This window comes from Streptomyces sp. NPDC029152 (assembly GCF_055564355.1).
In genome coordinates this window covers 505,616-528,272 of the sequence record NZ_JBVHWR010000002.1, presented here as the reverse complement: position 1 = coordinate 528,272, position 22,657 = coordinate 505,616, and the positions used below count along the sequence as shown (strand labels likewise).

Below are 22,657 nucleotides of genomic sequence, written 5' to 3'. Positions count from 1 at the left end.
CGCCCGACCACCCACCGCCAAACCGCGGCACGCCCACCGACCGACCATGGTCGGTTCCATGGCCGGGCCGACCAAGGGGCCTTTCGCGTGTGTGACGAGTGTGCACACACGCAGCGGCGCAACACTCCCGGCGCTCCATGTGCGGGTGGCTGCGCAACGCGTGAGGAGTTCTGCACAGTCGGCGTGCGCGGACGGGGGTGCACAGCGGGGTGCACAGTCACCTCGGACTGCACAGTCGGTCCGCTGGTGCACAGCCGGAGCCGCGCCCGGGCCTTGCCGGGTGTCGGCGCGCGCCTCCTCCCCTCGACTCCTGTGGCAGCCGGGGGTCGGCGCGGGGCTGTGAGCCTCCGCCGACTCGAAACCGCAGATCGAAGGGCTGGTGTGACCGGTGTCCGGGTGCTCACGCTGGTCGAGGGCAGCAGTCTGCGGAGTAGGTCACCTGGCAGAGCGGTCGGCTCACCGGTTCCTGCCTGCGGTGACCGGGCGGGCCTTCTGCGATCCGGACTGCTCGGAAGTCAGTCCGCATGGGGTCGGCCCGGAGCCGCTCCAACCGCCTTCGCCGCCCTGGTTTCACCCGACGTCGATGGCTCCTGGTCTTCGCGGGGAAGGCCGGGGCACACCTACCAGGGCGACGGGACAGGACGAGTGGCGTAGTGCGGTGTGGTGGGTGGGTCTGAGTTCGCGGCGCACCATGCCGTGCCGGTGTCGGACTCCGAGAACGAGTAGGTCGGCGTTGTGCGCGGCTCGGGTCAGGGCACGGTGCGCGGGGCCGTCGACGACTTGTCTGTGCACGGTGATGCCGCTTTCGGCGACTGTCCGGTCCGGGACTACCGTGCTGAGGAGCGCGTCGGCTGCCGGTGAACCGAGGCCGGGTGGGTCGTGCCGCGTTTCCGGACGGCTGAGGGCGTGAACCGCGATCAAGTCGCAACCACGGGCCTGCGCTTCGCGGAGGGCGAAGGCGACATGGGCGGCGTCGGCGCCGGTTCCTTCTCCCACGCCGAGGACGACCCGCCGGTGTCCTGATGGGCGCCCTGGGGTGGAGTCGCCGACGACCACAACGGGGCACCATGCGCGTTCTGCCACACCGGACACGGTGGAGCCGCTGGACAGGTGTCGCATGAGGGCACGGTGTCCGCGATGGCCGACGACCAGCGCGAAGGTGTCTTCTCCCGCGTGGACCAGGACGTCGATGGGCTCCCCGGGCAGCACTTCGGCGTGGGCCCTGACCTCGGGGCGGCGCTCGCGGACCCGGGTTTCGGCGTCGGTGACGATCTCTTCCAGTGCGGCGGCCTCAGTTCGGCCTCCGGGGAGATCTTCCGCGGGGGTGGCGCCTTCGAAGCGTTCCCATACGGACGCGTGCACGATACGAAGGGGCCGGCCGTGCAAGGCGGCCTCGTCGGCGGCCCAGTCGAGCGCCCTCATGCCGGAGGGAGAGCCGGAGCACGCTGGCGACGGGCGGCCTTCGCCGCGCAGCGCCGGCCGCTGCCCGCGCTGCTCGCCGCCCTGGTCACGCTGCTGGCCCTGTCCGCACCCGCACCGGGCATGCGCCTGGGCTTCGCCGACGCCGGAAACGACCCGAAGACCTCCACCAGCAGGCAGGTCTACGACCTCCTGGCCGAGGGCTTCGGTCCCGGCTTCAACGGCCCGCTCATCGTCACCGGCCAGGCCGACGCCGCAGCCGGCCGGCAGTTGCAGCGGGCCCTGGCGGACACCGGCGGCGTCGCCGCGACCACCCCGCCACTGCCCTCCGGCGACGGCACCCTCGCCACGGTCCTGGTCTTCCGGACAGTGCGCCCCAGAACGCCGGTATTGAAGAACTCGTGCACCATCTGCGCGAGAACGTCCTGCCGGGCGTCGAGAAGACCACCCGCGCCGACTTCCGCATCGGCGGACCCGCCGCGGCCGCGCAGGACTTCGCCGACACCCTCGCCGACCGGCTGCCGTTGTTCGTCGCCTCGTGGTCGGCCTGTCCGTCCTGCTGCTGACGGCCGTCTTCCGCTCGCTGCTGATCCCGGTCAAGGCCGCGCTGCTGAACCTGCTGTCCATCGCCGCCGCACTCGGAGCCATCACCCTGGTGTTCCAGCATGGATGGCTCGGCGCCGGACCCGGGCCGGTCGAGGCGTCCATCCCCGTCTCGCGGTACGCGAAGGACTCGCGGCCACCGGCAAGGTGATCACGGCCGCCGCAGTCATCATGATCGTCGTGTTCGCGGCCTTCGTGCTCAGCCCGAGCCGGATGCCGCAGCGGTTCGGGCTCGGCCCGGCCGTGGCGATCCTGCTCGACGCCGTGGTGATCCGCTGCCTGATCGTGCCGGCCGTCATGCACCTGATGGGCCACTGGGCCTGGTGGCTGCCCGCGCCGCTCGCCCGGCGGCTGCCACGGGTGGCGCTGGAAAGACCCCGGGCGGACCGACCGGAGCGCGCGTCAGGACGAGCGTGACCGAGCGGCCGTGAACAGCCCCTGACGGCATGCCCGGTACAACCGTTTCCCGTGGGGAGCTGCCCCCCGCGGGGGCGAGGACGACGTTGTTGCGCAATTCGTCCGGGCTCGGGCCGCTGATACGCAAGGGTGACTTGTCCGATTTTGGGGTCCTGGTGGTGAGGCTACGGGCACGGGAGGTGTTGACGAGCCAAATACTCGGGCAAACAGGGTCGCGGGCGGCGGCCCGGTCGACCGAGGCATTCGGGAGCCGTTGCCGCATTGCAGACCGTTAACCTGTCGGTATGTCAGAGCGTGTCATGCCCGGTCGCACGGATGGTCTGATCACTCTGGGTGCCGCGGATGCTCTGTGGGTCGATCTGACGGCCGGGAGTGCTGTGCCGACGGCTTCTGGGGCGTTCACCTGCTTTCCTGCCCGTGCCCAGTCGGGGTACGTCCTGCTCGGTGGTCATGTGGTGGCGACGGTGAGGGCGAGCGGCGGTCGATGGAGTGTTGCGGAGGTTGAGGTGCGCCGGGCGGCCGCGCAACTGAGCGCGGTGGGGATGGATCGGCAGGACCTGGTCCGCATCGGTCCGTTTCGTAGGGCGCCGAGGCAGGAGTGCGACGAGGCAGCGCCGCTGCGTTGGCGCCAGCGCATCGCCGGAGGACTGCAGGAGCTGGACGGCTCCGAACGGGCAGCGCGAGGTGAAGTCGGCCGGCCGTACCATCTGGCGGGGATCGACTGGCGGAAGATGCTCGTGGAGCACACCCGCGACGGAGCGCAGCGGACGTGGTGGCTGCCGCGCGCTGCGGTCAGGCTACTCGACGCGGCCGAGCACGCCGAAAAGCAGTGGGTGCAAGCCGGGCGGGCCCGCCCGGCAAGCGCAGCCGTCACCGAGCCGCCCTCCCGTCCCCGGCAGGCCCGAGACGCCGACGGTCGGCACAAGACGGGCCCCGAAGGCCCCGCCACCGCACTGCGCCCGTACGGCAAAGAGCTGGAGGGCCAGCTGTACTCGGTGCTCAGCAGGAAGCCCGGTACCTCCCGCAGGGTGGCCGGGTGGGCGTGCGCCGTCTGCCGCACCGCGCCCGCCACCGTCCTCGACCACTGCCACGAACACGGCTACGTCCGCGCCCCCGTCTGCCAGTCCTGCAACACACAGGAACGCCCCGACCACCTGTACGGCAACGACATCCGCGTGGCGAACCGCTACACCCGCCTCTTCCACACCGACACCGACGACTGGCTCCGCCACTGGCACCGTTGCACGGGTTGCCGCGCACGCACCACCCTGCCCCTGCCGCACCTCGCCGCATGGACCGCCCACATAGCCTGCCGACCACTGCGCCCGACCCACCGCGATCCCAGTAGCTCCCGCGGGCGCAAGCCCTGCGGTGTCCTGCGCGTGTCCTGGACCGGCAGCCAGAACGCGCCCCGTTCCTGCCTGCTCACGGTCGCCGTCGACTTCTGCCCCTCCGGCGAGCACCGCGTCCTGGCGCAAGTCCCCTACCGCGAAGCCGCCGAGCGGTTTCGTGTCTGGCTGGCCGAGACGGCCCCCGCCGTGGCCGCCGCGGCCGGCCCCGACCGCCTGGACGGCCTCCCTGCCCAGCCCCGGCCGGTCATCGCGGACACCAGCGACGAGGACCTGGAACTGTTTTGAGCGGGCACCGGGAGACCTGGCACCTCACCGTCACCCCGCAGCTGCTGGAGGGCGTCTGAAAAGGCCTGTCAGCAGGCTGGTCCCGCGGGGCGGCGGAGGAGAAGCACGGTCGTGGTGGGATGGATGACGTTCTCCGAGTTGGTCCGTAGGTACTCGTAGTCCTTCGACAGTCGGCGACACCGTCCCGGCCGGGCGAACGTCCTCTCCACCGCCCGGCGTCGCGGGACCACGGTGAAGAGCGGTGCCGCAGGTGGTCGTGTTCCCGCCTGGCCCCGTCGAGCGGAAGCCGCCGTCACGACGCCGCACGATCTGCACGGTGATGCCCGTGGCCTCCTGGGTCCGGGCAGGGAAGCCGGTGCCGCGACAGCCCTGGTCCGCCCGCACATGCCGCAGGTGTGGAAAGTTCTCCCCGGCCCGGGAGAAGAGGGCCGCGGTGCCGTCACGGTCGCCGACGCCGGCCGGACCGACGCAGGTGAGCAGGACGGTGCCGCGGGTGCCGGCCGGGAGATGGCGTCCGACACCGCTGACCTTCTCGCCGCCGTCGCAGCCATGCGGCCCTCCACGCTCCGTGGCCCGGACACCCCGGCTGTCCACGACGGCAGCGCCGGGAGTCGGATCACGGCCGCATTCCATCCGCTCGCGCTCACACAGGGTCGCCGGCATCTCCTCCCACACGCCGCCCTTCCTGCCGACGTCGCCGGTAGTGGCAGACCGTCTGCCAGGGCGGCAGGTCATGCGGCAGGAGCCTCCAGGCACAGCCGGCCCGCAGCCGGCACACCAACGCGTTGAGGATCTCCCGCCGAGCGTGCCCGGCCGGTCGCCCACCAGGCTCGACCGGCAGAACCAGCGGCCCGACGATCTCCCACTCCGGATCAGGCAGAACCGTTGGATAACGGGTACGCAGCCCGCACCCCCCGACCCCCGAAAGCACGTCACCGCCCCGCTACCAGGAACTCGACCGCCGACAAGCTTTTCGGACACCCTCCAGGCGTTCGGCAGAAGCATCCGCGGGCGAATCTCTGTGTGTTCAGGACCGTTCGTTGCGGTCCGGCCCGACGAGGCGTGCCCCTACTGTCAGGACCATGAGCGCCGCGGTGCAACCTCCCAGCAGCATGACCGCGGACGGAGAGGTGCGGTCCAGGACGACTCCCCCGACGAATGCACCAACAGAGATCGTTGCCTGAAACGAGGCGGTGAACAGGACGGATGCCGCTTCCGGCGCACGCGGTGCCGCCTTGGAGAACCAGGTCTGCGACGCGACTGGTACGGCGCCGTACGCGATGCCCCACACGATCAGCAGCATCACTGCGCCGGTCTCCCAACGGCCCAACGCTGGAAGCAGGAGGGTCACCGCGGCGATCAGGGCGGCCGCGAGCCCGAAGACGGTCCGCGGATACCGGGCCGCCCAGGCGCCGCCCAGAAAGTTGCCGAGTATGCCAGCGGCACCGTAGAACAGCAAGAATGTAGTGATCAGACCACCGCTGGCGTGGGTGACCTGTTCCAAGAACGGCGCCACGTAGGTGTAGGTACCGAAGTGAGCCAGCACAACGAGGAACGTCAGCAGGAGTGCAAAGCGAGTGTCGGCGCTGCGGAGCATGCCGTTGAGCACGCCCAGCCGTGTGGCTTGGACCGGAGGAAGCGGCGGCACGAACAAGAGCAGCATGACCAGGACGCCGGCCGTCAGAACTCCCATGACGGTGAAGGCCGTTCGCCATCCAGTGAGATCTCCGATGAGGGTGCCCGCCGGCACGCCGAGGACGGATCCCAGCGGGACGGCAGAGAAAATCACAGCAGTTGCCCTGCCGGCAGAGGCCGGCGGCACCAGTCGTTCCGCCAACCCGGCTCCGATCGACCAGAAGCCGCCGATCGTGATCCCGACCATGATCCGGGAGGTCAGTACGAGCCAGTAGTCGGGTGCCGCGGCGGCAAGGAAGTTCGCCAGTGCCAGCAAGAGCATGAAGACGCACAGCATCAGCCGGCGGTCGAAGCGTGCCGTGGCCACGGTGACCAGTGGAGCGGCGATCGCCGCCAGGAAGCCCGGCATGGTCATCATCAGCCCGGCCATCCCGTCCGAGACGGTGAAACTGGTTCCGATCGAGGTCAGCAGACCGATTGGCAGGATCTCGGTGGTGACGATGACGAAGATCCCCAGCATCACCGAGACCACGGCCAGCCACCCCATCAGCGGGGACCGAGGGGATAAGGGTTTGCCGTGGACTGAAGCGGTAGTGGTTGCCTGCATGGCGTTCCGTCCTGTGAAAGACAGCATGTTTCGCGATCAGTCCAGCAGGTCTCATCAAGGGGTGGCTGGCAGATCTGCGACTGCACCCTTGCCTTCACGGGTGACGTCGCATTTCGGCTACTGAGGTTGAACTCATGGTGCCGTCGGGGCTGACGGACGGCAGCCCTCTGCGGTATCACCGGGGCGTGCGGTAGCCACAAGGGGGCGGGGTGACCGCGACAGGCGCGCCGACCTTCCCGATGCCGGCGACGCGGCCGTCCTCACGCTCCGGCTTCTGGCCCAGCGCGTTCAGCAGCTGACAGTCAAGGTGAAGGAGTTCGCGCGCCGGATCGCCACAGCCGTCCGTCGCTGCCATCCGCAGCTCCTGGACGTCATCGGCGTCGGACCTGACAGTGCAGCTGTCCTGCCGATCGTCGCCGGCGACGATCCGGAGCGGCTGTCCAGCGAGGCGGCGTTCGCCGCCCTGTGCGGTGTCAGCCCGGTCGAGCAGTCTTCCGGAAGGACCCAGCGCCGGAGGCTGAACCGCGGAGGCAACCGGCAGGCCGACGCCGCCCTCTACCGCATCGTCGTGACTCGTCTTCGCCGAGACGCCCCTACACGTCTCCACCTCGAACGACGCACAGATGAAGGCATGCCGAAACGCGAAATCATCCGCTGCCTCAGACGCTACGCCGCCCGCGAGATCTGCCGTCACATCCAGCCGACCTCGGCCCTTGCCGCCTCACCTTCCGCCACTCGACGCGAAACAGGGGCATCCTCAACACCCACCTGGCCGCCGGGCTGAAGCGGCACGAGGCCGAGCACGACTGGCTCACCACTGTCCGTCTCCCACCCTGTGCACCCGACCTCAACCCCGTCGAAGGGATCTGATCGCTCGCGCGCCGAGCCATGGCCGACACCACCTTCGACACCCCGCCGACCTCGACCGCACACTCCGTCGAGAGTCACGCAGAATCCAGAACGGACCCCACCTCATCGACGCCTGCCTCACTGCAACCAGACTGCCCTTGAGTACACCGATCCCACCCTGAAAACCTCAGTGATCGCAGAAGCACAAGCAGCACGGCATGACCGTGCAGGTCATCGCACGCCCTGACGGCGCACCGCTCTGGTCCTCCCGAGCGACACCGGGCCGCACCCCGTACCCCGCTACCGCGAACAGCCCGAACCCCACCAGCAGTTCAACCGCGACCACGCCCGACTCGCAGTCCCGGGCGAACGCGCCTTTACACAGTCGAAGTCCTGGCGAATCCTCCGGCGAGTCAGATGCTCCACCCGCCGCATCAGCACTACCGTCCAGGCCGTCCACACCCTCCTGACCTGCAGCCACTCAGGATGAAAACAGCTCAGTGGCCGCAGTGCGGGTTGTCTGGCTTGCGCGTTGTGTCAGACCGTGGCGGTCAGCTCGCGAACAACACGGAATAGCCGCCGACCAGTACGATCACCATGAGGATGATCAAAGCCAGCAGAACACCCATGCAGAAGCCACAGCCCTGACCCGTCCCGCGGCTGAACGAACCGCCGCCCCCACCGGGTGCCTGTCCATAACCTGTCATCTCGCCTCCCGCATTCTCCCGGATACCACAGGTGTCAGGGCCTGTTCTGTCCCCCCGGTGCCGCGCACCCATCGTGGTGTGCCGTGTTCTCGTGGAGTTGGCGACGGGTGCGGAGCGGATGTGCATTCAGCGCGAAGAACGTGCTGCGACCGTGCCGTCCCGGAACTGCCGGGGTGTCTCGCCGTAGGTTCTCTTGAACACGCGGCTGAACTCGCCCGGGCTGGAGAACCCCCATTGGGCGGCGATCACGCCGATGGGCTGCTTGCGCAGGGAGGGTGTGGCGAGGACTTGCCGGCAGCGTTCCAGTCGTCGGCGCCGCACGGTCGCCATGACGCCTTCGGGCTCGGCACTGAACAGTTGGTGCAGGGTGCGAACCGAGATGTGGTGTTGTGAGGCGATGGCGGCCGGGGTGAGCCCCGGGTCGCCGAGGTTCGCATCGATGAACGCTCCGATTCTCGCGACGAGGGCTCGACGCCTCGTCTCGGTGGGGAGGAGGCCACTGACGTCGATGTGGCCGGCGAGGAAAGCGGCTGCCAGGTCGACGGCGATCGTGCCCAGGCGCTGGTTCTCCGCCTCCGACTGGTCCGCGACCTGCCCGAGCGCGGATCCCATGAGGTGCCGCAGGAGAGAACCCGTGGCACTGCGCGTGGACAGCGGCTGGGCGAGCAGCCGGTCAACCTGGTCGCCGGGAAACGGCATCGACGCTCTTGGCAGTCGCAGGATCGTGACGACAACGTGGTGTCCAGGGTCCGGAAACACTGCCTCCAGAGGGTAGGAAGTGTCGAAAAGCACCAGCTCACCCGCCCGAACGGCCGCTGTCTCGTGTTTCTGGGCCACCTGCATGGGAGCACGCTGGATAAGCCCCAGCATGTAGGTTTCGGGGTCACCGCGCCGGATGTGGCGGGCGGTCCGTACTGCGTCGAGAGCCGGGAAGGAGAAGGTCGCCAACTGGGCGGCGCCGAGATCGGCGCTCACCACCCGCGCGGTGAAGTCCCCGGAGTAGGGGCTGGACAACGCGAAGGGAGCGATTCCCTCACGCACCGCATCGATGTACCAGGCGAAGCGATCGGGCCGGCTGAGACCACTGTTCGACTGAGAGAGCACGGGAGTGGCGGCATGAGATATGGACACGTCGTCATGGTCGAGACCGCAAGACAGAGACGGGAAGTAGGTCTTCAGCCACGACCGGGGCGGCGCCGGACCCTGGGCCGAGTCACCGCGATCGCTGCCGCACCCCGTTCACGCATGCCGCTGTTCGTCGCCCTCGGCTCCCTCTGCACCACCGCACACCAACCCGACAGAGCTCGGCTGACGCTCGAGGGCACGGAGGAGGTGATGAATCCTCTGCGGCTGCGTCATGAAGGCGCTTCTATCGACTCCAATACCCCAGCAGGACTTTGCTTTCTGACCCGCGGGTTTCGCTGGGCGGCTGGAGCACGGGGAAGGGCAAGGGCATGAATCGCTGAGCAGTGGCTTCGTGCTCCACGCGGGGTGCTCCGTCCAAGGCTCGCAGCAAACGATCGTGCTCTTCAGCCGGGAGACGCTCCAGCATCCGCACCATCTCCCCCATCTTGTCCCCGACCGACGTCACCGCTCACCCGCGAGGTCGAGATCCTTCTTGCTCGTCTCGGCCACACCCTCAGTACTCCGGGGACGCCGCCAGGGGTGCGCGATCGGACCCGGGACCGCCCGCCACCACGCCTCCTTTGGCAGCACCCCGCCGGCTCGAACGGCTCACCCGGCCGCGGGAACGCCACCGCCTGTCCGGCCTCCCCGGCCGCGTCCTTCGTCCACTCCCCCGGCTCCGCCCACGCGTGCGGCGCCAGGTTGAACGCCCCAGTGGATCGGCAGCAGGACCCCGTCCGTGGGCCTGCACCCGCTGCGCAGACGTCATGTGGATGTCTGGCCGCATGCCAGACAGCGGCGTATAGTCCGTGCGGTCCTTGGGTAATTTGTCGCTCTATCAGGCTCCAGGGCCCGGCCACGCCGTGGCGTCCCGACCTCTTCGAGATCCGAGTGGGCCTTGTGCGAGTCGCCGGATGTCGTCCGGTTCAAAAGCCTGCGGTCGGTCGGGCCTGCGGTTTGCTGGTGGGCGTGGACGGACGGTAGTCGCCCCCGAGTGATCCACCGGACGAGGTGTGGAGCTGACCCGGCCGGTCATGTCCCCGGCAGGATCGGCAGCAAAGCCTCCACGGCGTCCTGGGAGGGATGGCCGGCCGGCCACCACTGACCGGACTGCTTGCGGAACGGGTACCAGTGACCGTCCGGCCCGTACCGCAACTCGACACCTTTGCCGACCAGCTGAAGACGACCGCCGGTGCGGCGCAGCAGAGGAGGGCCGGACGGGCCGGGAAGCAGCCGGGTCAGGAGTTGTTCGCGTGCCACGGTCTCCGCGGCACGCGGTGGCACCTGGCCTCCGTCGAGGACGGCCAGTGCGCGTTGGCCCCCGTGCTTCCACGCCGCGCCTGCCCGCGCGAGCCGTGCACGCGCCCGGTCCGAACTGTTCAGCAGACGGCCGACGACACGAGGGTCGCCGTCCGCTCGTGCCGCGCGCCGGACGGTGTCCAGCCAGGGGTCGGTGTCGAGCCAGAGCCGGGCGGCGGGGGCGCCCCCGGCGGCGACCGCGTGGCTGTAGGCATCGGCGGCACGGTGGGCGGCGTCGTCGGCCAGCATGCACAGCCGGTCAGGGGCGACAAGGCTGTCCTCGCGGCCCGGATCCGGGAACGGCCCGACGGTGACGGGCCCGGCCGCTGGAGCGGGAAGCTCCGGCAGGGGCGGCAGACCGCCTTCCTGCCTGGCCCGCGCGAACGCCTCGCCGGCCGGGACTCCGCGAGCCGCGCCCGCCCTGGCCAGTTCCGCTTCTTCAGCAGCCTGTTCGGCAGCGGCGGCCTCGCGTTCGGCGCGCCGGAGCGCTGCTTCCTTACGCACGAAGTCCAAGTGGTGGCCACGCAGCAGCAGGAGGGCGTCGGGGCGGGCGTCGATGGCCCGGGCGTACTGGTAGGAGACTGCTGCCGCGTGTTTGCAGGGGAAGCCCCAGTCGGGGCAGGTGCACTCGTAGTCGGTGATGCCGGGCCTGGGCACCAGGGCGATGTCTTCGGAGACGGCGATGCGCGCGGTTGCCTCGCCGAGCTCCCCGCGGGACAGTTCGGCGGCGGCGTCGACATCGTCCGTCCATGCCTCGAGCAGCCGGTCCACCTCCGCCTCGAGCAGTTCGGGAACACGGAGTGTGACCCTGTACGGGCGGCGGCCACTACCGGTGACCCGAGCGGACAGTTCGCCCGCGCGTACGGTGATGTCTCCGACCGCCCCGCGCCGGGCATAGGTGCGAGCGCGGTCGAGCCTTGCCGTATGCCCGGAGTCCCGACCACGGGGACTTTCCAGGGCTGCGATCCACAGGATGCCCCACGGCCCCTCCGTCAGTTTCCGCTGCCCCGGTACCGGCGGCGGCTTCGGGAGGACCAGATCAACGGGGCGCTTGCCTGTGCCGTTGCGGCTCATCTGCTGCTCCGGTCGGTGATGGTGTGCAGGGCGACCAGGTCGGCGAGTTCGTCGTCGGTCAGGTCGCTGATCGCGGCCTCTCCCCGGCTTCCGCCGAGGACCGAGTCCGCAAGGTCGCGCTTGGAGGAGATGAGCTGTGCGATGCGCTCCTCGACGGTGCCTTCGGTGACCAGCCGGTGGACCTGGACCGGCTGGGTCTGGCCGATGCGATGGGCGCGGTCGGTGGCCTGGTCCTCGACGGCGGGGTTCCACCAGCGGTCGTAGTGGACGACATGGGACGCCCGGATGAGGTTGAGGCCGGTGCCGGCTGCTTTCACGGAAAGCAGGAACACGGGGACCTCGCCCCTCTGGAAGGCGTCGACCATCTCCTCGCGGCGGTGCACCGGTGTCCCGCCGTGCAGCAGGAGCGTCCGCACACCGCGCCGGGCCAGATGCGCCTCCAGCATCCGCGCCATCCGCGTGTACTGGGTGAAGACCAGCACAGACGCGTTCTCGGCCAGGAGGACGTCGATCAGCTCGTCGAGGAGTTCGAGTTTGCCGCTGCGTCCGGTGAGGCCGGCCGCCGTGTCCTCCTTCAGGTACTGGCCGGGATGGTTGCAGATCTGCTTGAGGGCAGTGAGGAGTTTGAGGACCAAAGCGTGCCGGGTGATGCCCTGTGCGTTGCGGATCTCGTCCATCGACTCTCGCACCTGTGCCTCGTACAGCACCGTCTGTTCCCGGGTCAGCCGGACCGGGTGGTCGGTCTCGGTCTTGGGCGGCAGCTCGGGGGCGATGCCCGGGTCGGACTTGCGGCGGCGCAGCACGAAGGGGCGGATGAGGCGGCCGAGCCGTGCGGCAGCAGCGGCGTCGGCCTCGGCCTCACTGCCGCGGGCGGCGCGTTCGGCTGCCCGGCCGTAGCGGTCCCGGAAGGCGGTGAGCGGGCCGAGCAGACCGGGCGTGGCCCAGTCCAGGAGCGACCAGAGTTCGGTGAGGTTGTTCTCCACCGGTGTGCCGGAGAGCGCCACCCGGGCCTGGGCGGGGAGGGCGCGCAGGGCCTTGGCGGTGACCGAGGCGGGGTTCTTGGCGTGCTGCGCCTCGTCGGCGATCACGAGTCCCCACGGTCCGGCCCCGCAGAGGTCGGACAGGTCACGGCGGAGCGTGCCGTAGGTGGTGAGGACGATCTCCCCGGGCCGGATGTCATCGAGGGCACGTGCGGGTCCGTGATGGCGGCGCCAGGGCGTACCGGGCGCGAATCTGTCGATCTCTCGCCCCCAGTTGCCGAGCAGCGAGGCGGGACACACCACCAGGGCGGGGCCGCCGGCCGTCCTCGGATCCTCCTGTCGGCGCAGGTGGAGGGCGATGGCGGTGATCGTCTTGCCGAGCCCCATGTCGTCCGCGAGGCAGGCGCCCAGGCCGAGACGGGTGAGCCGGTCCAGCCAGGCCAGGCCGCGCAGTTGGTACCCGCGCAAGGTGGCCTCCAGTCCGGCGGGAGGCAGTAGCTCGGCATCCGCGGCGTGCTCCGGTGCGGTCAGCCGGTCGTGGAGGGAGGCAAGCCATCCGTTCGGCCGCACCGGGGTGACGGATCCGTCGTCGCCCGCCACCTCGCCCGTGAGAACGGCCGACAGCGCCTCCAGGGCGCCCAGTTGACGCGACCGACTCCGGGCCTTGCGCACCAGCGCCTCGTCGACGACGACCCACTGGTCCCGCAGCCGCACCAGCGGGCGCCCGGCCTGCGCCAGCCGGTCGAGCTCCGCAGGGGTGAGAGTGCGGTCGCCCACCGCCAGCTCCCAGCGGAAGGAGAGCAGCGCGTCGGGTGTGAAGAAGCCCGATCCCTCCGGCTCTTCGTCCGGCGAACCGCTCCCGGGCTCGACGACTGCCTGTACGACGAGGTCCCGGACCAGGTCCTTCGGCAGGTGCACCGCCACACCCACCTGTGCCAGGGCACCGATGCCGTCGTCCAGCAGGGCGAGGAAGGCGTCGTCGTCCACGTCCAGTGCGTCCGTCCCGGCCGGTTCCAGCAGTCCGGCGAGTACGGGCCAGACCTCGGCGGCCGCACGCAGCGTCGCATCGACCCGCGCACGGTCACGAGGACCGAATCCGTCCACGGTCCCCCGCCGCACCTCGGCCAGGTCGGCGAGCAGCAACGGATCCGCCAGCGAGCGCACCTGGGGCACACACCGCACCACCGCTGCGAGGCGGTCCGCCGTGCCCGTGCCGTCGTCGGTGTCGTCGAAGCACCCCTCCGTACCCGGCAGTTCAAGGCGGAGGGAGACCTGGACACCGGCGTCCCGGCCGTCGGCGACCTTGGCGGCCCAGCCCCACAGCTCCGGCAGATGCCTGGGGTCCCGACCGGCGAAAGCGGCCTGCCCCGCAGCGGCGGCAGCGGCGGGCGTGCGCGGCAGCAAGTCGGCCACCGCGTCCAGGAACAGACGCAGCCGGTCGTACGGATGCGGCAGAAGCAGCGGAGTACGTCCACGCCCGGCCTGCTGCAACGAAGTCGCGTACGCGGCGGGGTCAAGAGACCCGGCCAATGCCCGTACCCAGCCGGCGTCCTCCTGCGAGAACGGCCCCAGCCTCCAGGCGTCGTACCCGCCGGCACTCAGCCCGGGCAGCAACAGCCCTCGGCCGGCCATGTGCAGCGCGTAGAGGGCCGCGTGGTGCCACGCGGCACCTGTCGCGGCAAGCCGCTCCGGCGGCTCGTCGAGCAGCAACGGCAGAACGTCGGCGAGCGGGCACACCACCGCGGGAACGGTCCGTCGCCGCCCGCCGCGACCGTGCGGAAGGACCACCAGGAGGTCTTCGGTGGGAGCACCGGTCGGCGGCCGCCCTCCCTGGGCGTGGAAAGCGATCCGTCCGGAGCGCGGGGGATCGCCCGGCAGGAACACAGCCGTGCACCCCCTCAGATCCTCCCACCACACCGGGTCGAACACGACGTTTCCGGGAACGGTTGACACCCGTTCCCGCTCCGAAGTGGCGGGCGGGTCCACAGGCTGCCGCTGCGGAGAAGGGATACGCCCCCTGGACAGGTGGGGATCATCGATCTCCCGACCGTCCGCGTCGAAGTACTGAGCGCTCTGCTCCTGGCCTTCGTCGTTCATGGTCACCACGCGGTAGACCGTGGCCATCGTCCGGTTCCCCTGTCGATGTCCCCCAGCCGCACCTGCCGCCGGTTTTCCTACTGATTGCCCCAGCCGTAAGCCCACCGACCGAATTGCCTCAACGCTACCGGAGCGGACAACCTCGTAGTGAAGCTCTCCACGATCGGTGGACGCTCCCTCTCGTGGCTCCGCCTACCGGTTTTGGTACTCGATCGGCATTGCGCCACTCCTGAGGAAACAGTGCCCCTCTCAGGCGCCCGCCGGATGCGGGCCCCCGCGTCGGCAGCGCCACAAAGCGCTGCTCCACTGGTGGCCTCCGCTCACGACGGCGACCGTCGACCGCATGCAGGATGCGTGCGCGTCCCTCGGACGCCATGTCCAAAAGCATGTGGACCAGGACAGCAGGCCCCCCACCGCCGTGCTCACCGCTCCCCCGTCGACACCAGCCCGGCCATGGAGTTGGCCGCCGGCACGATATGGCGGCCCCAAGACCGCGCGAGCGGTGCGGATACCGCACACCACCAGGGTCTGGGCAGTCGCCTGTGCGCCGGCAGGTGGCCTTCTGGGCGGCATCGAGTGCGGTGTGGCGGCAGCCGTCGCGGCGACGGAGAAGGCCCGCGAGGGCGCACCACGCTGCAGCGCCGTCTGGATGCCGCCGCCATCGCGATTGCCGAACTTCACCACGACAACACGCCGCTTCGGCAGGAAGTCGCCGCCTGCGGCGGCAGAGTTGATCCCCCTGCACCGCCCCTCGTGATCCCGCCAAGAACAAGAACTGACTGCCGCTGACGTAGACCCCGGGTACAGGCCCGGAGAACCGCCCAACGACTTCTCCGAGACCAGGAGCCGTACGCCCGGCCGCGCATTACAGTGGCTGAACCGGTGGTCGATGTGGCGGCCGGCTTCTCTGGAGGGTCAGAGGACAAGGGCATCCGGACGGTCCTCGTCGTGGCGGCGGTGGAGCACACCGGGGCGAGGGAGACGGGGCGAGATGACCGGTGCGAACGGCGGGTCCGACCCGCAGATGATGGACCTGGCCGATGCGATCACCCTGCTGCGGGACCAGATCGCAGAGGCACAGGAGCGGATCGCCGACACGGCGGGCCAGGGCCCTCGGGGCGTGCTGTTCGCGCTGGAGGAGATCACGCTCGAGCTCGGCCTGGAGCTGACCGGGACGAAAGGCGTCGACGGCGGCCTGCGATGGAGCGTCATCGGTCTGAACGGCAAGAAGGAGAACACCCGGACAGCCACCCACACGGTGACGGTGGCGTTGCGGCCCCACTTGCCCGAGGGCGGCGACATCGACGTCAGCGACGACGAATAGGGACGTCCAGCAGCGAGCGGACCGGCACGACAGGGGGGATCGTGGAGTTCGACCGTCGAGTACAGGTCCGGGCCCGAAGACCGGGCGCGGAGACCCGGGTCTTCGGTTCGGGCTACCTGATCGCGCCGAGACTTGTCCTGACCGCCGCCCATGTCCTGGCCGACGCGCCGTCCGGTGCGGTGACGGTCGCCCGTCCGGACGTGAGCAGCCAGGAGTTCCCCGCGGTCGTCCTCTGGCGGCGGCAGGACGAGACGGTCGACGCGGCACTGGTCGAGATCACCGAGAGCGGTGACTGGCAGACACCGGAGTCCCTGGCCAACCCCCTCCTCCTCCAGCGGTTCGGCCACCTCATCGGCACACGTCCCTGGCCGGTCACCCTCACCGGATTTCCCCGGATGCAGAAGGACCCGGTGGGCGGCGAACGCTGGGACGAACAGCTCACCGGCCACATCGCGCCGGGAACCGGCACCCTGGCCGGGCGCTACGAGATCCTCAGCACCGAACCCACTGTGCCCGTGCGGTCCCGGAGCCAGGACAGCGGCCGCTGGTCCGGCATATCGGGGGCCGCCGTCCTCAGCGACGGCGCCCTGGCCGGCGACGACCTGCTGTGCGGGCTCGTCCGCCGCGACCGGAGGGCGGACGGGGGGTCCAGACTGACCGCCACACCGGCCGCCCACCTGCTGGCCGACGAGGACTTCCTGGCCATCGTCCATCACCGCACCGGATGGGAACCCGTCCTCGAACCCGTGGAGACCGTCGGCCTGTTCGCTCCGGCCGCCCCGGTACGTGTACTGGACTCGCCGACCGCCCTGCTCCGCGCGGACGCCGAAGCCGTCACCTTCCGCGGCCGGGACGCCGAACTCGCCGACCTGACGTCCTGGTGCGCCGACGGTCCCGCCGCGGCACAGGTCCGCGTCCTCACGGGGCCCGGTGGTCAGGGCAAGTCCCGCCTGGCCCGCCGCCTCGCCGACGACCTGCGCCGCCGGGGCTGGGTCACCGGTCATCTGCGCTCCGACCTCACCGACCACGACGCCGCCCCCGATCTCACACCGCTCACCACGGCCCTGCCGCTGCTGATCGTCGTCGACTACGCGGAGACCCGGCCCCGCTTGGTGCGACGGATCATCACCCACCTTCATGGCTCCCGCCACCGGGTCCGGGTGCTGCTTCTCGCCCGGTCGGACGGGGAGTGGCGCAGCGACCCGATGACCGCCCTGCCCGCTGTACGGAGGCTGCTGGCCGGAGCGCCCGTCACCGAACTGGGCCCGCTGGTGCCCGGCGGGTGGGGAACCACGGAAGAGCGGCGGACCGCCTTCGAGGAGGCCGCCCGGGACCTGGCGCTCCTCCTGCCCTGCGTCTCCTCGCTGCCCGGTCACGACTGGGCGGGGCTGGCCTCGGGCCTGTACCCTCCGGACGACCTGGCCCACGCCCGGTATGACAGCGTTCTGACCCTGCAGATGACCGCCTTGGGCGGACTGCTGCAGCGAGGGCCCCGGCCCGCGGACGTACCGGCGGACGCACCCGCGGAAAGAATCCTGCTGGAGCACGAGGGACGCTTCTGGGAAAGCGCCGCCGACGCCCCTGCGTTCCGGCTGGGCCTGCCGACCAGCACCCTGGGGACCGTGGTCGCCGTCGCCGCCCTGACCGGGGCGCGCTCCGCGGACGAGGCCGCCCAGGTGCTTCATACGATTCCGGATCTGCCTGCCGACCGGATCCCGGGCACCGCGGAGTGGGTGGCCAGGCTGTACCCGGCCGAACCGGACCGCTACTGGGGGTCGCTCCAGCCCGACCGCGTCGCCGAGTTCCACTCCGCGGCCGTCCTCGTCAGGAGCAGGATTCGGCTTCCGGACCTGCTCCGGGCCGCTGGCTCCGCGCAGCAGGCCCGGATCCTCACCGTCCTCTCCCGCGCCGTGACCGCTCACTACAACGCCGGGCGGGCCAGGGACGGCGCACAGGTCACCTCGGTCATGGAGTCGGCGCTGACCGGCGCGGCACTGGACGTCCACGTGGTCGAGGAGGTGTCGAAGTCCCTTCCCGTTCCGTCCGGATCCCCCTCCCTGCTCAGCTCAGTCGCCCTTCAGCTTGTCGAGGGCCTGGTCGAGGAAGCTCGTCGGCGCGCGGCACTCGATCCGGCATCCGCCGAACCCGCGCTGGCGAACTTGCTGTCCCACCTCGCTATACGTCTCACGGAGACGGGACGCACGGAGGAAGCTCTGCACGCCGAATGTCAGGCGGTGAAGATCCGACGGCGGCTCGCAGCGAGCGATCGCTCACGGTACGAACCGCAGCTCGCCGTATCGCTGGCCAACCTCGGTAACCACCTCGTCGACGCCGACCGCCATGACGAAGCGCTCGAGGCGACTGAGGAAGCAGTGAAGAGATATCGCCGGATCACCAGCGACATCTGGGCCTACGTTCCGCAACCCGGGGCCTACCAGCCGCACCTCGCGTCCGCGCTGACGGATCTCGGCGGGCGGCTGCACATCCTGGGCCGCACGAGGGAGGCGCTGCCCCACATCGAGGCCGCCGTCCGGATCTGGGAGCGGCTCGTTGCGGAGTACCCGGCGCAGTACGAGGATCGGCTGGCGGACTGCCTGGAGAACCTGGCGGTGTTCCTGACCGCGGAGAGCCGGCAGTGGGAGGCGAGCGCCGTGGTTCACAGATCCATGGAGATCAGGCGGCGCCTCGCTGCCCGGGACCCGGCTGCCTACGACCCTGCACTGGCGCGGTCGCTGGGCCTCCTGGCGCAGCCGCTGGAGAAGGACCGTCCCGAAGAGGCGCTTCCGGTGCTCCGGGAGATGGTGGAGGTCCGTCGACGACTGTCGGACGCGGCCCCCGGAACCGGCAGGCCGGAGCTCGCGCGCACGCAGTACAGGGCGGGCGTCGTCGCGCGCCGAACGGAGCAGGCCGACGAGGCACTCGCCCACATCCGGGCAGCCGTAGACAATTACCGCGAGCTGGCGGCCGAAGAGCCCCAGGAGTACGAGCCTCTCCTCGCTCTTGCTCTTGCCGAGCTGGGTGGCCTGCTCTCCGGGGCCGGCCGGCACGTCGATGCTCTAGCCGCCCAGGCACAGGCCCTCGAGATATCCCGCAGACTCGCTGCCGGCGGCACCGTGGAGCTGCGAGTATGGCTCGCACACCAGCTGTTGAGGCTCGCGGACCTTCTCTTGGAAGCAGGTTGTGAGGACCGGCTCTTCGAGCCGCTCGAGGAGGCCGTGGAACTGCTTTTCGAGACCGCGAAGGCAGACCTGGACACCGGAGGCCGGGGCCTGGTGGCGGTAGGCCGGAGCCTGGTGGGGGCGTTGCAGACCCTGGCCACGAGACAGTGGGCGGCCGGCCGCCACGAAAGCGCGGCCGAGGCGGAACTGAACGCGGTGGAGGTCTTCGGCAGGCTCCTGAACGCGGACCCGGTGGCCACCGACGTCGACGAGATCGAGGAAGCTCTGGTACCCCTCTGCCGTCGGCTGGGGGAGGCAGGCCGTCCCGACCTCGCTGTTGAAGTGGGGCTCACCGCGTCGGAGATCTGGCGCAGCTGGTACCCGGTCGAGCTGGTCGTCGCCAGGGAGGGATCGCTCGCAGCGGTGTTGAGCGGCCTGGCCGCCGAGATGGCGGCGGCCGAGCAAGGACAAGCTGCCGCGCTCGTGATGGAAGGCGTTATAGAGCTCTTGGACCGGCTGGTTGGCGACGATCCGGACTACCTGCCGAGCCTCGCCGGCACGCTGCTCGGATACGCCATGCTGATCGCCTCGCTGGGAGACCTCCGCCAGGCGCTGAAGACGGTGGGGAGCGCCATCGAGTGCTTCCACCGCCTCCCGCAGACGAGCCCGGCACGCCTGCGGGGCCTCCCCGAAGCCTTGCGCCTCCGGAACGACCTGAGCGATGACCTCGGGGCGACCGGCTGAAGGCGTGCGGTGGCGGTCGTGACCACTGTGAACCGACGGCGCAGCGGATCGGGGCCGCCCGGCAGTTCGTCTGTCTCAAGTCCGGCCCGATCCGCAGCGATCGAGTGCAGCACGAACCTGGTCGAGGCCCTCCACTCTCCAGTGGCCCCGGTCGGGCATTTGGTCGTCCTGGCGCCAGCGCCAGGCGGAGAACATCGCCCAGTTCAAGGCGCGGCACCAGTGGATCAGGTCGTGGTCAGCCCCCGCATAGCGCCTTCCCACGTCTTCGGGCGCATGGGCGAGGTCGAACTCGACCGGCCCACGGCAGCAGGTGGCGAGGTCTACGAAGAGCGGCCCTCTCCTCGTGTTCAGGAGGTTGCCTGGATGGGGCTCCCCGTGCAACAGCTGGTCGTCGGCTTTGTCGATGCTGATCGCGGCGCTCAGTCCACTGAGCGTGTCGCTGAGGAGCTTCCGGTCAGAATCGGGCAGCTCGGGGGACTGGTCCCGGTCGTTCACCTCTCTCAGTGCCACGGCGACTCGATCGGTGAAATGCGGTGCGGCCAGATCGATCTGGCGCAGGGCGGCATGGTGCCGCAAGAACACGTCTGCGTAGTCGGCCGGGGCGACCTCTGATCCCACCGGTTCGTAGTAGGTCCAGAGCGAGATGGCGAAGGCACCACGCACATAGACTCGGGGCTCGACCCGAGGCTCAAGCTCAGCCACCGGAGCGTCGACGTCGGCGAGACGGCGAGCAACCTCTGCTTCGAACTCGGAATCAGCCAGATGCCCCAGCGGTGCGATCCGAGCCAGAACCTCGCAAGGGGCCAGGCGCAGCGCGACGCGGTCCGAGTTGTGGATGACGATCGCATCGTCGACCTGAAGGCCCAGCTCTGAAGCAGTCGCTCGTCCTACCTCAACTGCGCGGCGGAGTTCTAATGGCCCCATACCGTTCTCCCTCTATGGTGAGTACACATACACGTCCGGGGACAGCAGCGATGCCCCGATGTCTTCGTGAACATCATTCGGTGGCCAAGATCGGACCCGGTGATAAGCGTCGCAAAGCAGGAGCTGCACAGGCCCGAGGATCTACTGCCGAGCACGACGACGTCAGGTGGCCCTACAGTCAGAAGGCTCGCGGTGCCGCTCAACCTCCTGAGGGCCCCATCCCATGGTCGCGGCCACGTCCTCGTGTGGAGGGGCAGGATCAGCAAGTCCCGCGGTACCTCGGCCGGTCCTGGGCGTCCCTGCCAGTTCCGGCTCCGGCTGTAGTCATCGATGATGTCGTCGGTGAAGACGCGATCGCCGTCAGGGGCGAGATACTGCATCGCGACGGGGCAGCCAGGTCCGCCGGCCGGGCCGTCGCCCCCGGCGTCGCGCCCCGACCGCCCCGACCGCTGAAAGCTGCTCGAGCAGTGCCTCGGGCCCCCCGCCCGGTCCGTGAACAGTCACGCTACCTTTGGCCGGATGCAGCCACAGCAGCCCTCCACGCCCCTCGCCCCCGCCTCGACGTCTTACGAGCAGCCGGCCACGCGCACGAGGACCGTGGTGCTCTCCCTCGTCGCCGGGCTCGTACTCGGCGCCGCGGGGACAGGCACCGCATGGGCGATGAGCACTGATTCCGACTCCCCTGCCGGCGGAGCCCCGGCAGCAGATGCCCGTGCCGCCTGCGAGGCGCTCGACGGATTCGATGCGGCGAAGTACACGGAGAAGGGGCCTGCTGGCGAGATCGCCTTCAACCGCTTTGCGGCCGCCGGGGCGCTCTCCGCGTCGGCGGCAGCGGGCGACGCGAAGTACAAGGAGCTCGCACAGGCCATTCGCCGCGCGCAGGACCGCCATGCCCAGGTCTTCGACTTCGACGCGACGGCGAAGAAGGACTTGGACCGGGCTCGCGAGATCTGCCGCAGCCTGTAGGCCAACCCCTCCCGAGACTGGTTCCTCGCCGATGCCTACGGCCTCCAGGGGGCGGAGCGCGGTGCCATGGTCGAACGGCAGGCGCGTGGGACTCTGCTGGGTCTTCGGGTTCGGCCTGTTCCTGGGCACAGCACCGACGGGTAGACCTGGCGGACCTTGACCGCCGCCACGTCGGGCCACAGGAACTGCGTGTGCACCGCCTCGTAGGTGACCTCTCCGTCCCAGTTCGCGGCAGGCAGCACGGAGCGGGTGAATTCGGCGATCGCGTCCAAGCCGATGAGGACCTTGCCGTGGGCGGTCGTCCACAGGGCGTCCGGGTGGAACAGCGCGAGGAAGGCGTCCACGTCCTTGGCACGCTGGGCGCGCTCGACGGCGGCCACGACCTGTTCGACGGCTTTGACATCCGCGGTTTCGGTGTTCGTACGGATCACTCTGGGACCTCAAGCCGGCTTGAGGTCAAGGCCGTCGGTCCGGAGGTCTCCGAGCCGAGTTCTCAGGGATGCCGACGATTCCCGCACCCTCGTCACCACGCGCCGATGACCGGCTCGCCGGCCTCGTGCTGCCGCCACGCCTCGTTGAGGCGCGCGAGCCGGTCGGTTGCGGCGACGCCGATCAGGGCCGTGACCTTGCCGTCGCCGACTCCGAAGGCCACGGCGCCCGCGACCCGGTCGCCGACCACGGCGAGGACGGCCGGTTCGCCGAGCTCGACGTCGTGGCCTGCATGCAGCCGCGGCACTGCGCCCCGGACGCCGCCGGTCCGGGCAAGTACGGGGCCGAGGGCGTCGGCGAGCACCACTGGTCGCACGCCTGGGCGTTCCGCAACCTGCGCGAGGCGGGGACGAGGCTCGCCTTCTCCACGGCCGCGACGGCGGCGAGAAGGTCAGCGGTGTCGGACGCCATCTCCCGGCCGGCACCCGTGGCACCGTCCTGCTCACCTGCGTCGGTCCGGCCGGCGTCGGCGACCGTGACGGCGCCGCGGTCCTCTTCTCCCGGGCCGGGGAGAACTTTCCACACCTGCGGCATGTGCGGGCGGACCAGGGCTGTCGCGGCACCGGCTTCCCTGCCCGGACCCAGGAGGCCACGGGCATCACC

The 22,657-nt window shown here is 70.2% G+C and carries 14 protein-coding genes and 4 pseudogenes; 8 read left to right on the top strand and 10 right to left on the bottom strand.

The features are described from left to right. Positions 1 to 570: 570 nt before the first annotated feature. On the bottom strand, positions 571 to 1,422 hold the full coding sequence (locus ACZ4V6_RS06285) for a universal stress protein (RefSeq protein ID WP_467822975.1): 852 nt from the start codon (positions 1,420 to 1,422) through the stop codon (positions 571 to 573). A gap of 15 nt (positions 1,423 to 1,437) precedes the next feature. On the opposite strand from ACZ4V6_RS06285, the pseudogene ACZ4V6_RS06280 reads away from it, so the two are divergent. Further along, positions 1,438 to 2,439 (top strand): annotated as a pseudogene (locus ACZ4V6_RS06280) (MMPL family transporter); the annotation flags it as partial. A 284-nt stretch (positions 2,440 to 2,723) separates the two neighbouring features. After that, on the top strand, positions 2,724 to 4,076 hold the full coding sequence (locus ACZ4V6_RS06275; protein ID WP_467822973.1) for an endonuclease domain-containing protein: 1,353 nt from the start codon (positions 2,724 to 2,726) through the stop codon (positions 4,074 to 4,076). Between the two features lie 643 nt (positions 4,077 to 4,719). Here the strand turns inward: ACZ4V6_RS06275 and ACZ4V6_RS06270 are convergent. Both ACZ4V6_RS06270 and ACZ4V6_RS06265 read right to left on the bottom strand, forming a co-directional pair. After that, entirely contained in the window at positions 4,720 to 5,007 is a 288-nt protein-coding gene (locus ACZ4V6_RS06270) for a transposase (RefSeq protein ID WP_467822971.1), read from the bottom strand. 96 nt (positions 5,008 to 5,103) lie between these two features. Beyond that, a complete protein-coding gene (locus ACZ4V6_RS06265) occupies positions 5,104 to 6,318 on the bottom strand; it encodes an MFS transporter (protein ID WP_467822969.1) in 1,215 nt (404 codons plus the stop codon). 307 nt (positions 6,319 to 6,625) lie between these two features. Between ACZ4V6_RS06265 and ACZ4V6_RS06260 the strand changes: the two genes are divergently transcribed. The 3 genes and pseudogenes from ACZ4V6_RS06260 to ACZ4V6_RS06250 all read left to right on the top strand — a co-directional run. Then, the gene (locus ACZ4V6_RS06260; RefSeq protein WP_467822967.1) at positions 6,626 to 7,102 is read left to right on the top strand and encodes a transposase; all 477 of its coding nucleotides are present in this window, start codon (positions 6,626 to 6,628) and stop codon (positions 7,100 to 7,102) included. Continuing rightward, positions 7,075 to 7,349: pseudogene (locus ACZ4V6_RS06255) on the top strand (transposase); the annotation flags it as partial. The gene ACZ4V6_RS06260 and the pseudogene ACZ4V6_RS06255, both read left to right, overlap by 28 nt. A 12-nt stretch (positions 7,350 to 7,361) precedes the next feature. Next, positions 7,362 to 7,657, top strand: a pseudogene (locus ACZ4V6_RS06250) (IS5/IS1182 family transposase); the annotation flags it as partial. Between the two features lie 343 nt (positions 7,658 to 8,000). On the opposite strand, the gene ACZ4V6_RS06245 reads toward ACZ4V6_RS06250, so the two are convergent. From ACZ4V6_RS06245 to ACZ4V6_RS06230, 4 genes and pseudogenes are all read right to left on the bottom strand, one after another. Further along, positions 8,001 to 9,005, bottom strand: a complete 1,005-nt coding sequence (locus ACZ4V6_RS06245; RefSeq protein ID WP_467822965.1) for a helix-turn-helix domain-containing protein — start codon at positions 9,003 to 9,005, stop codon at positions 8,001 to 8,003. A 456-nt stretch (positions 9,006 to 9,461) separates the two neighbouring features. After that, a pseudogene (locus ACZ4V6_RS06240) lies at positions 9,462 to 9,780 on the bottom strand (MBL fold metallo-hydrolase); the annotation flags it as partial. A 251-nt stretch (positions 9,781 to 10,031) separates the two neighbouring features. Further along, the gene (locus ACZ4V6_RS06235) at positions 10,032 to 11,069 is read right to left on the bottom strand and encodes an SWIM zinc finger family protein (RefSeq protein WP_467822962.1); all 1,038 of its coding nucleotides are present in this window, start codon (positions 11,067 to 11,069) and stop codon (positions 10,032 to 10,034) included. Between the two features lie 299 nt (positions 11,070 to 11,368). Then, positions 11,369 to 14,092, bottom strand: coding sequence for a DEAD/DEAH box helicase (locus ACZ4V6_RS06230; protein WP_467822960.1), 2,724 nt, complete (start codon positions 14,090 to 14,092; stop codon positions 11,369 to 11,371). 1,348 nt (positions 14,093 to 15,440) lie between these two features. Here ACZ4V6_RS06230 and ACZ4V6_RS06225 point away from each other — a divergent pair. Next, positions 15,441 to 15,773 (top strand): trypco2 family protein, encoded by a 333-nt coding sequence (locus tag ACZ4V6_RS06225; protein WP_467822957.1) that lies wholly within the window; start codon positions 15,441 to 15,443, stop codon positions 15,771 to 15,773. Positions 15,774 to 15,814: 41 nt separating this feature from the next. Then, positions 15,815 to 19,675, top strand: coding sequence for a tetratricopeptide repeat protein (locus ACZ4V6_RS06220; protein WP_467822955.1), 3,861 nt, complete (start codon positions 15,815 to 15,817; stop codon positions 19,673 to 19,675). A 75-nt stretch (positions 19,676 to 19,750) separates the two neighbouring features. Here ACZ4V6_RS06220 and ACZ4V6_RS06215 read toward each other — a convergent pair whose 3' ends face one another. Next, positions 19,751 to 20,599, bottom strand: coding sequence for a phosphotransferase (locus ACZ4V6_RS06215; RefSeq protein WP_467822953.1), 849 nt, complete (start codon positions 20,597 to 20,599; stop codon positions 19,751 to 19,753). Between the two features lie 519 nt (positions 20,600 to 21,118). Here ACZ4V6_RS06215 and ACZ4V6_RS06210 point away from each other — a divergent pair. Next, a complete protein-coding gene (locus ACZ4V6_RS06210; protein WP_467822950.1) occupies positions 21,119 to 21,565 on the top strand; it encodes a hypothetical protein in 447 nt (148 codons plus the stop codon). Positions 21,566 to 21,600: 35 nt separating this feature from the next. On the opposite strand, the gene ACZ4V6_RS06205 is transcribed toward ACZ4V6_RS06210, so the two are convergent. Next, a complete protein-coding gene (locus tag ACZ4V6_RS06205; RefSeq protein ID WP_467822948.1) occupies positions 21,601 to 21,996 on the bottom strand; it encodes an SgcJ/EcaC family oxidoreductase in 396 nt (131 codons plus the stop codon). 92 nt (positions 21,997 to 22,088) lie between these two features. Continuing rightward, positions 22,089 to 22,370: a hypothetical protein gene (locus tag ACZ4V6_RS06200; protein WP_467822945.1), complete on the bottom strand. Its 282-nt coding sequence runs from the start codon at positions 22,368 to 22,370 to the stop codon at positions 22,089 to 22,091. Positions 22,371 to 22,657 lie beyond the last annotated feature (287 nt).

Bases quoted from the DNA above. Each gene is read 5' to 3' on its own strand.
- ACZ4V6_RS06285 (WP_467822975.1), bottom strand. From the start codon at position 1,422: ATGAGGGCGCTCGACTGGGCCGCCGACGAGGCCGCCTTGCACGGCCGG.
- ACZ4V6_RS06210 (WP_467822950.1), top strand. From the start codon at position 21,119: ATGCAGCCACAGCAGCCCTCCACGCCCCTCGCCCCCGCCTCGACGTCT.
- ACZ4V6_RS06265 (WP_467822969.1), bottom strand. From the start codon at position 6,318: ATGCAGGCAACCACTACCGCTTCAGTCCACGGCAAACCCTTATCCCCT.
- ACZ4V6_RS06275 (WP_467822973.1), top strand. From the start codon at position 2,724: ATGTCAGAGCGTGTCATGCCCGGTCGCACGGATGGTCTGATCACTCTG.
- ACZ4V6_RS06225 (WP_467822957.1), top strand. From the start codon at position 15,441: ATGACCGGTGCGAACGGCGGGTCCGACCCGCAGATGATGGACCTGGCC.
- ACZ4V6_RS06215 (WP_467822953.1), bottom strand. From the start codon at position 20,599: ATGGGGCCATTAGAACTCCGCCGCGCAGTTGAGGTAGGACGAGCGACT.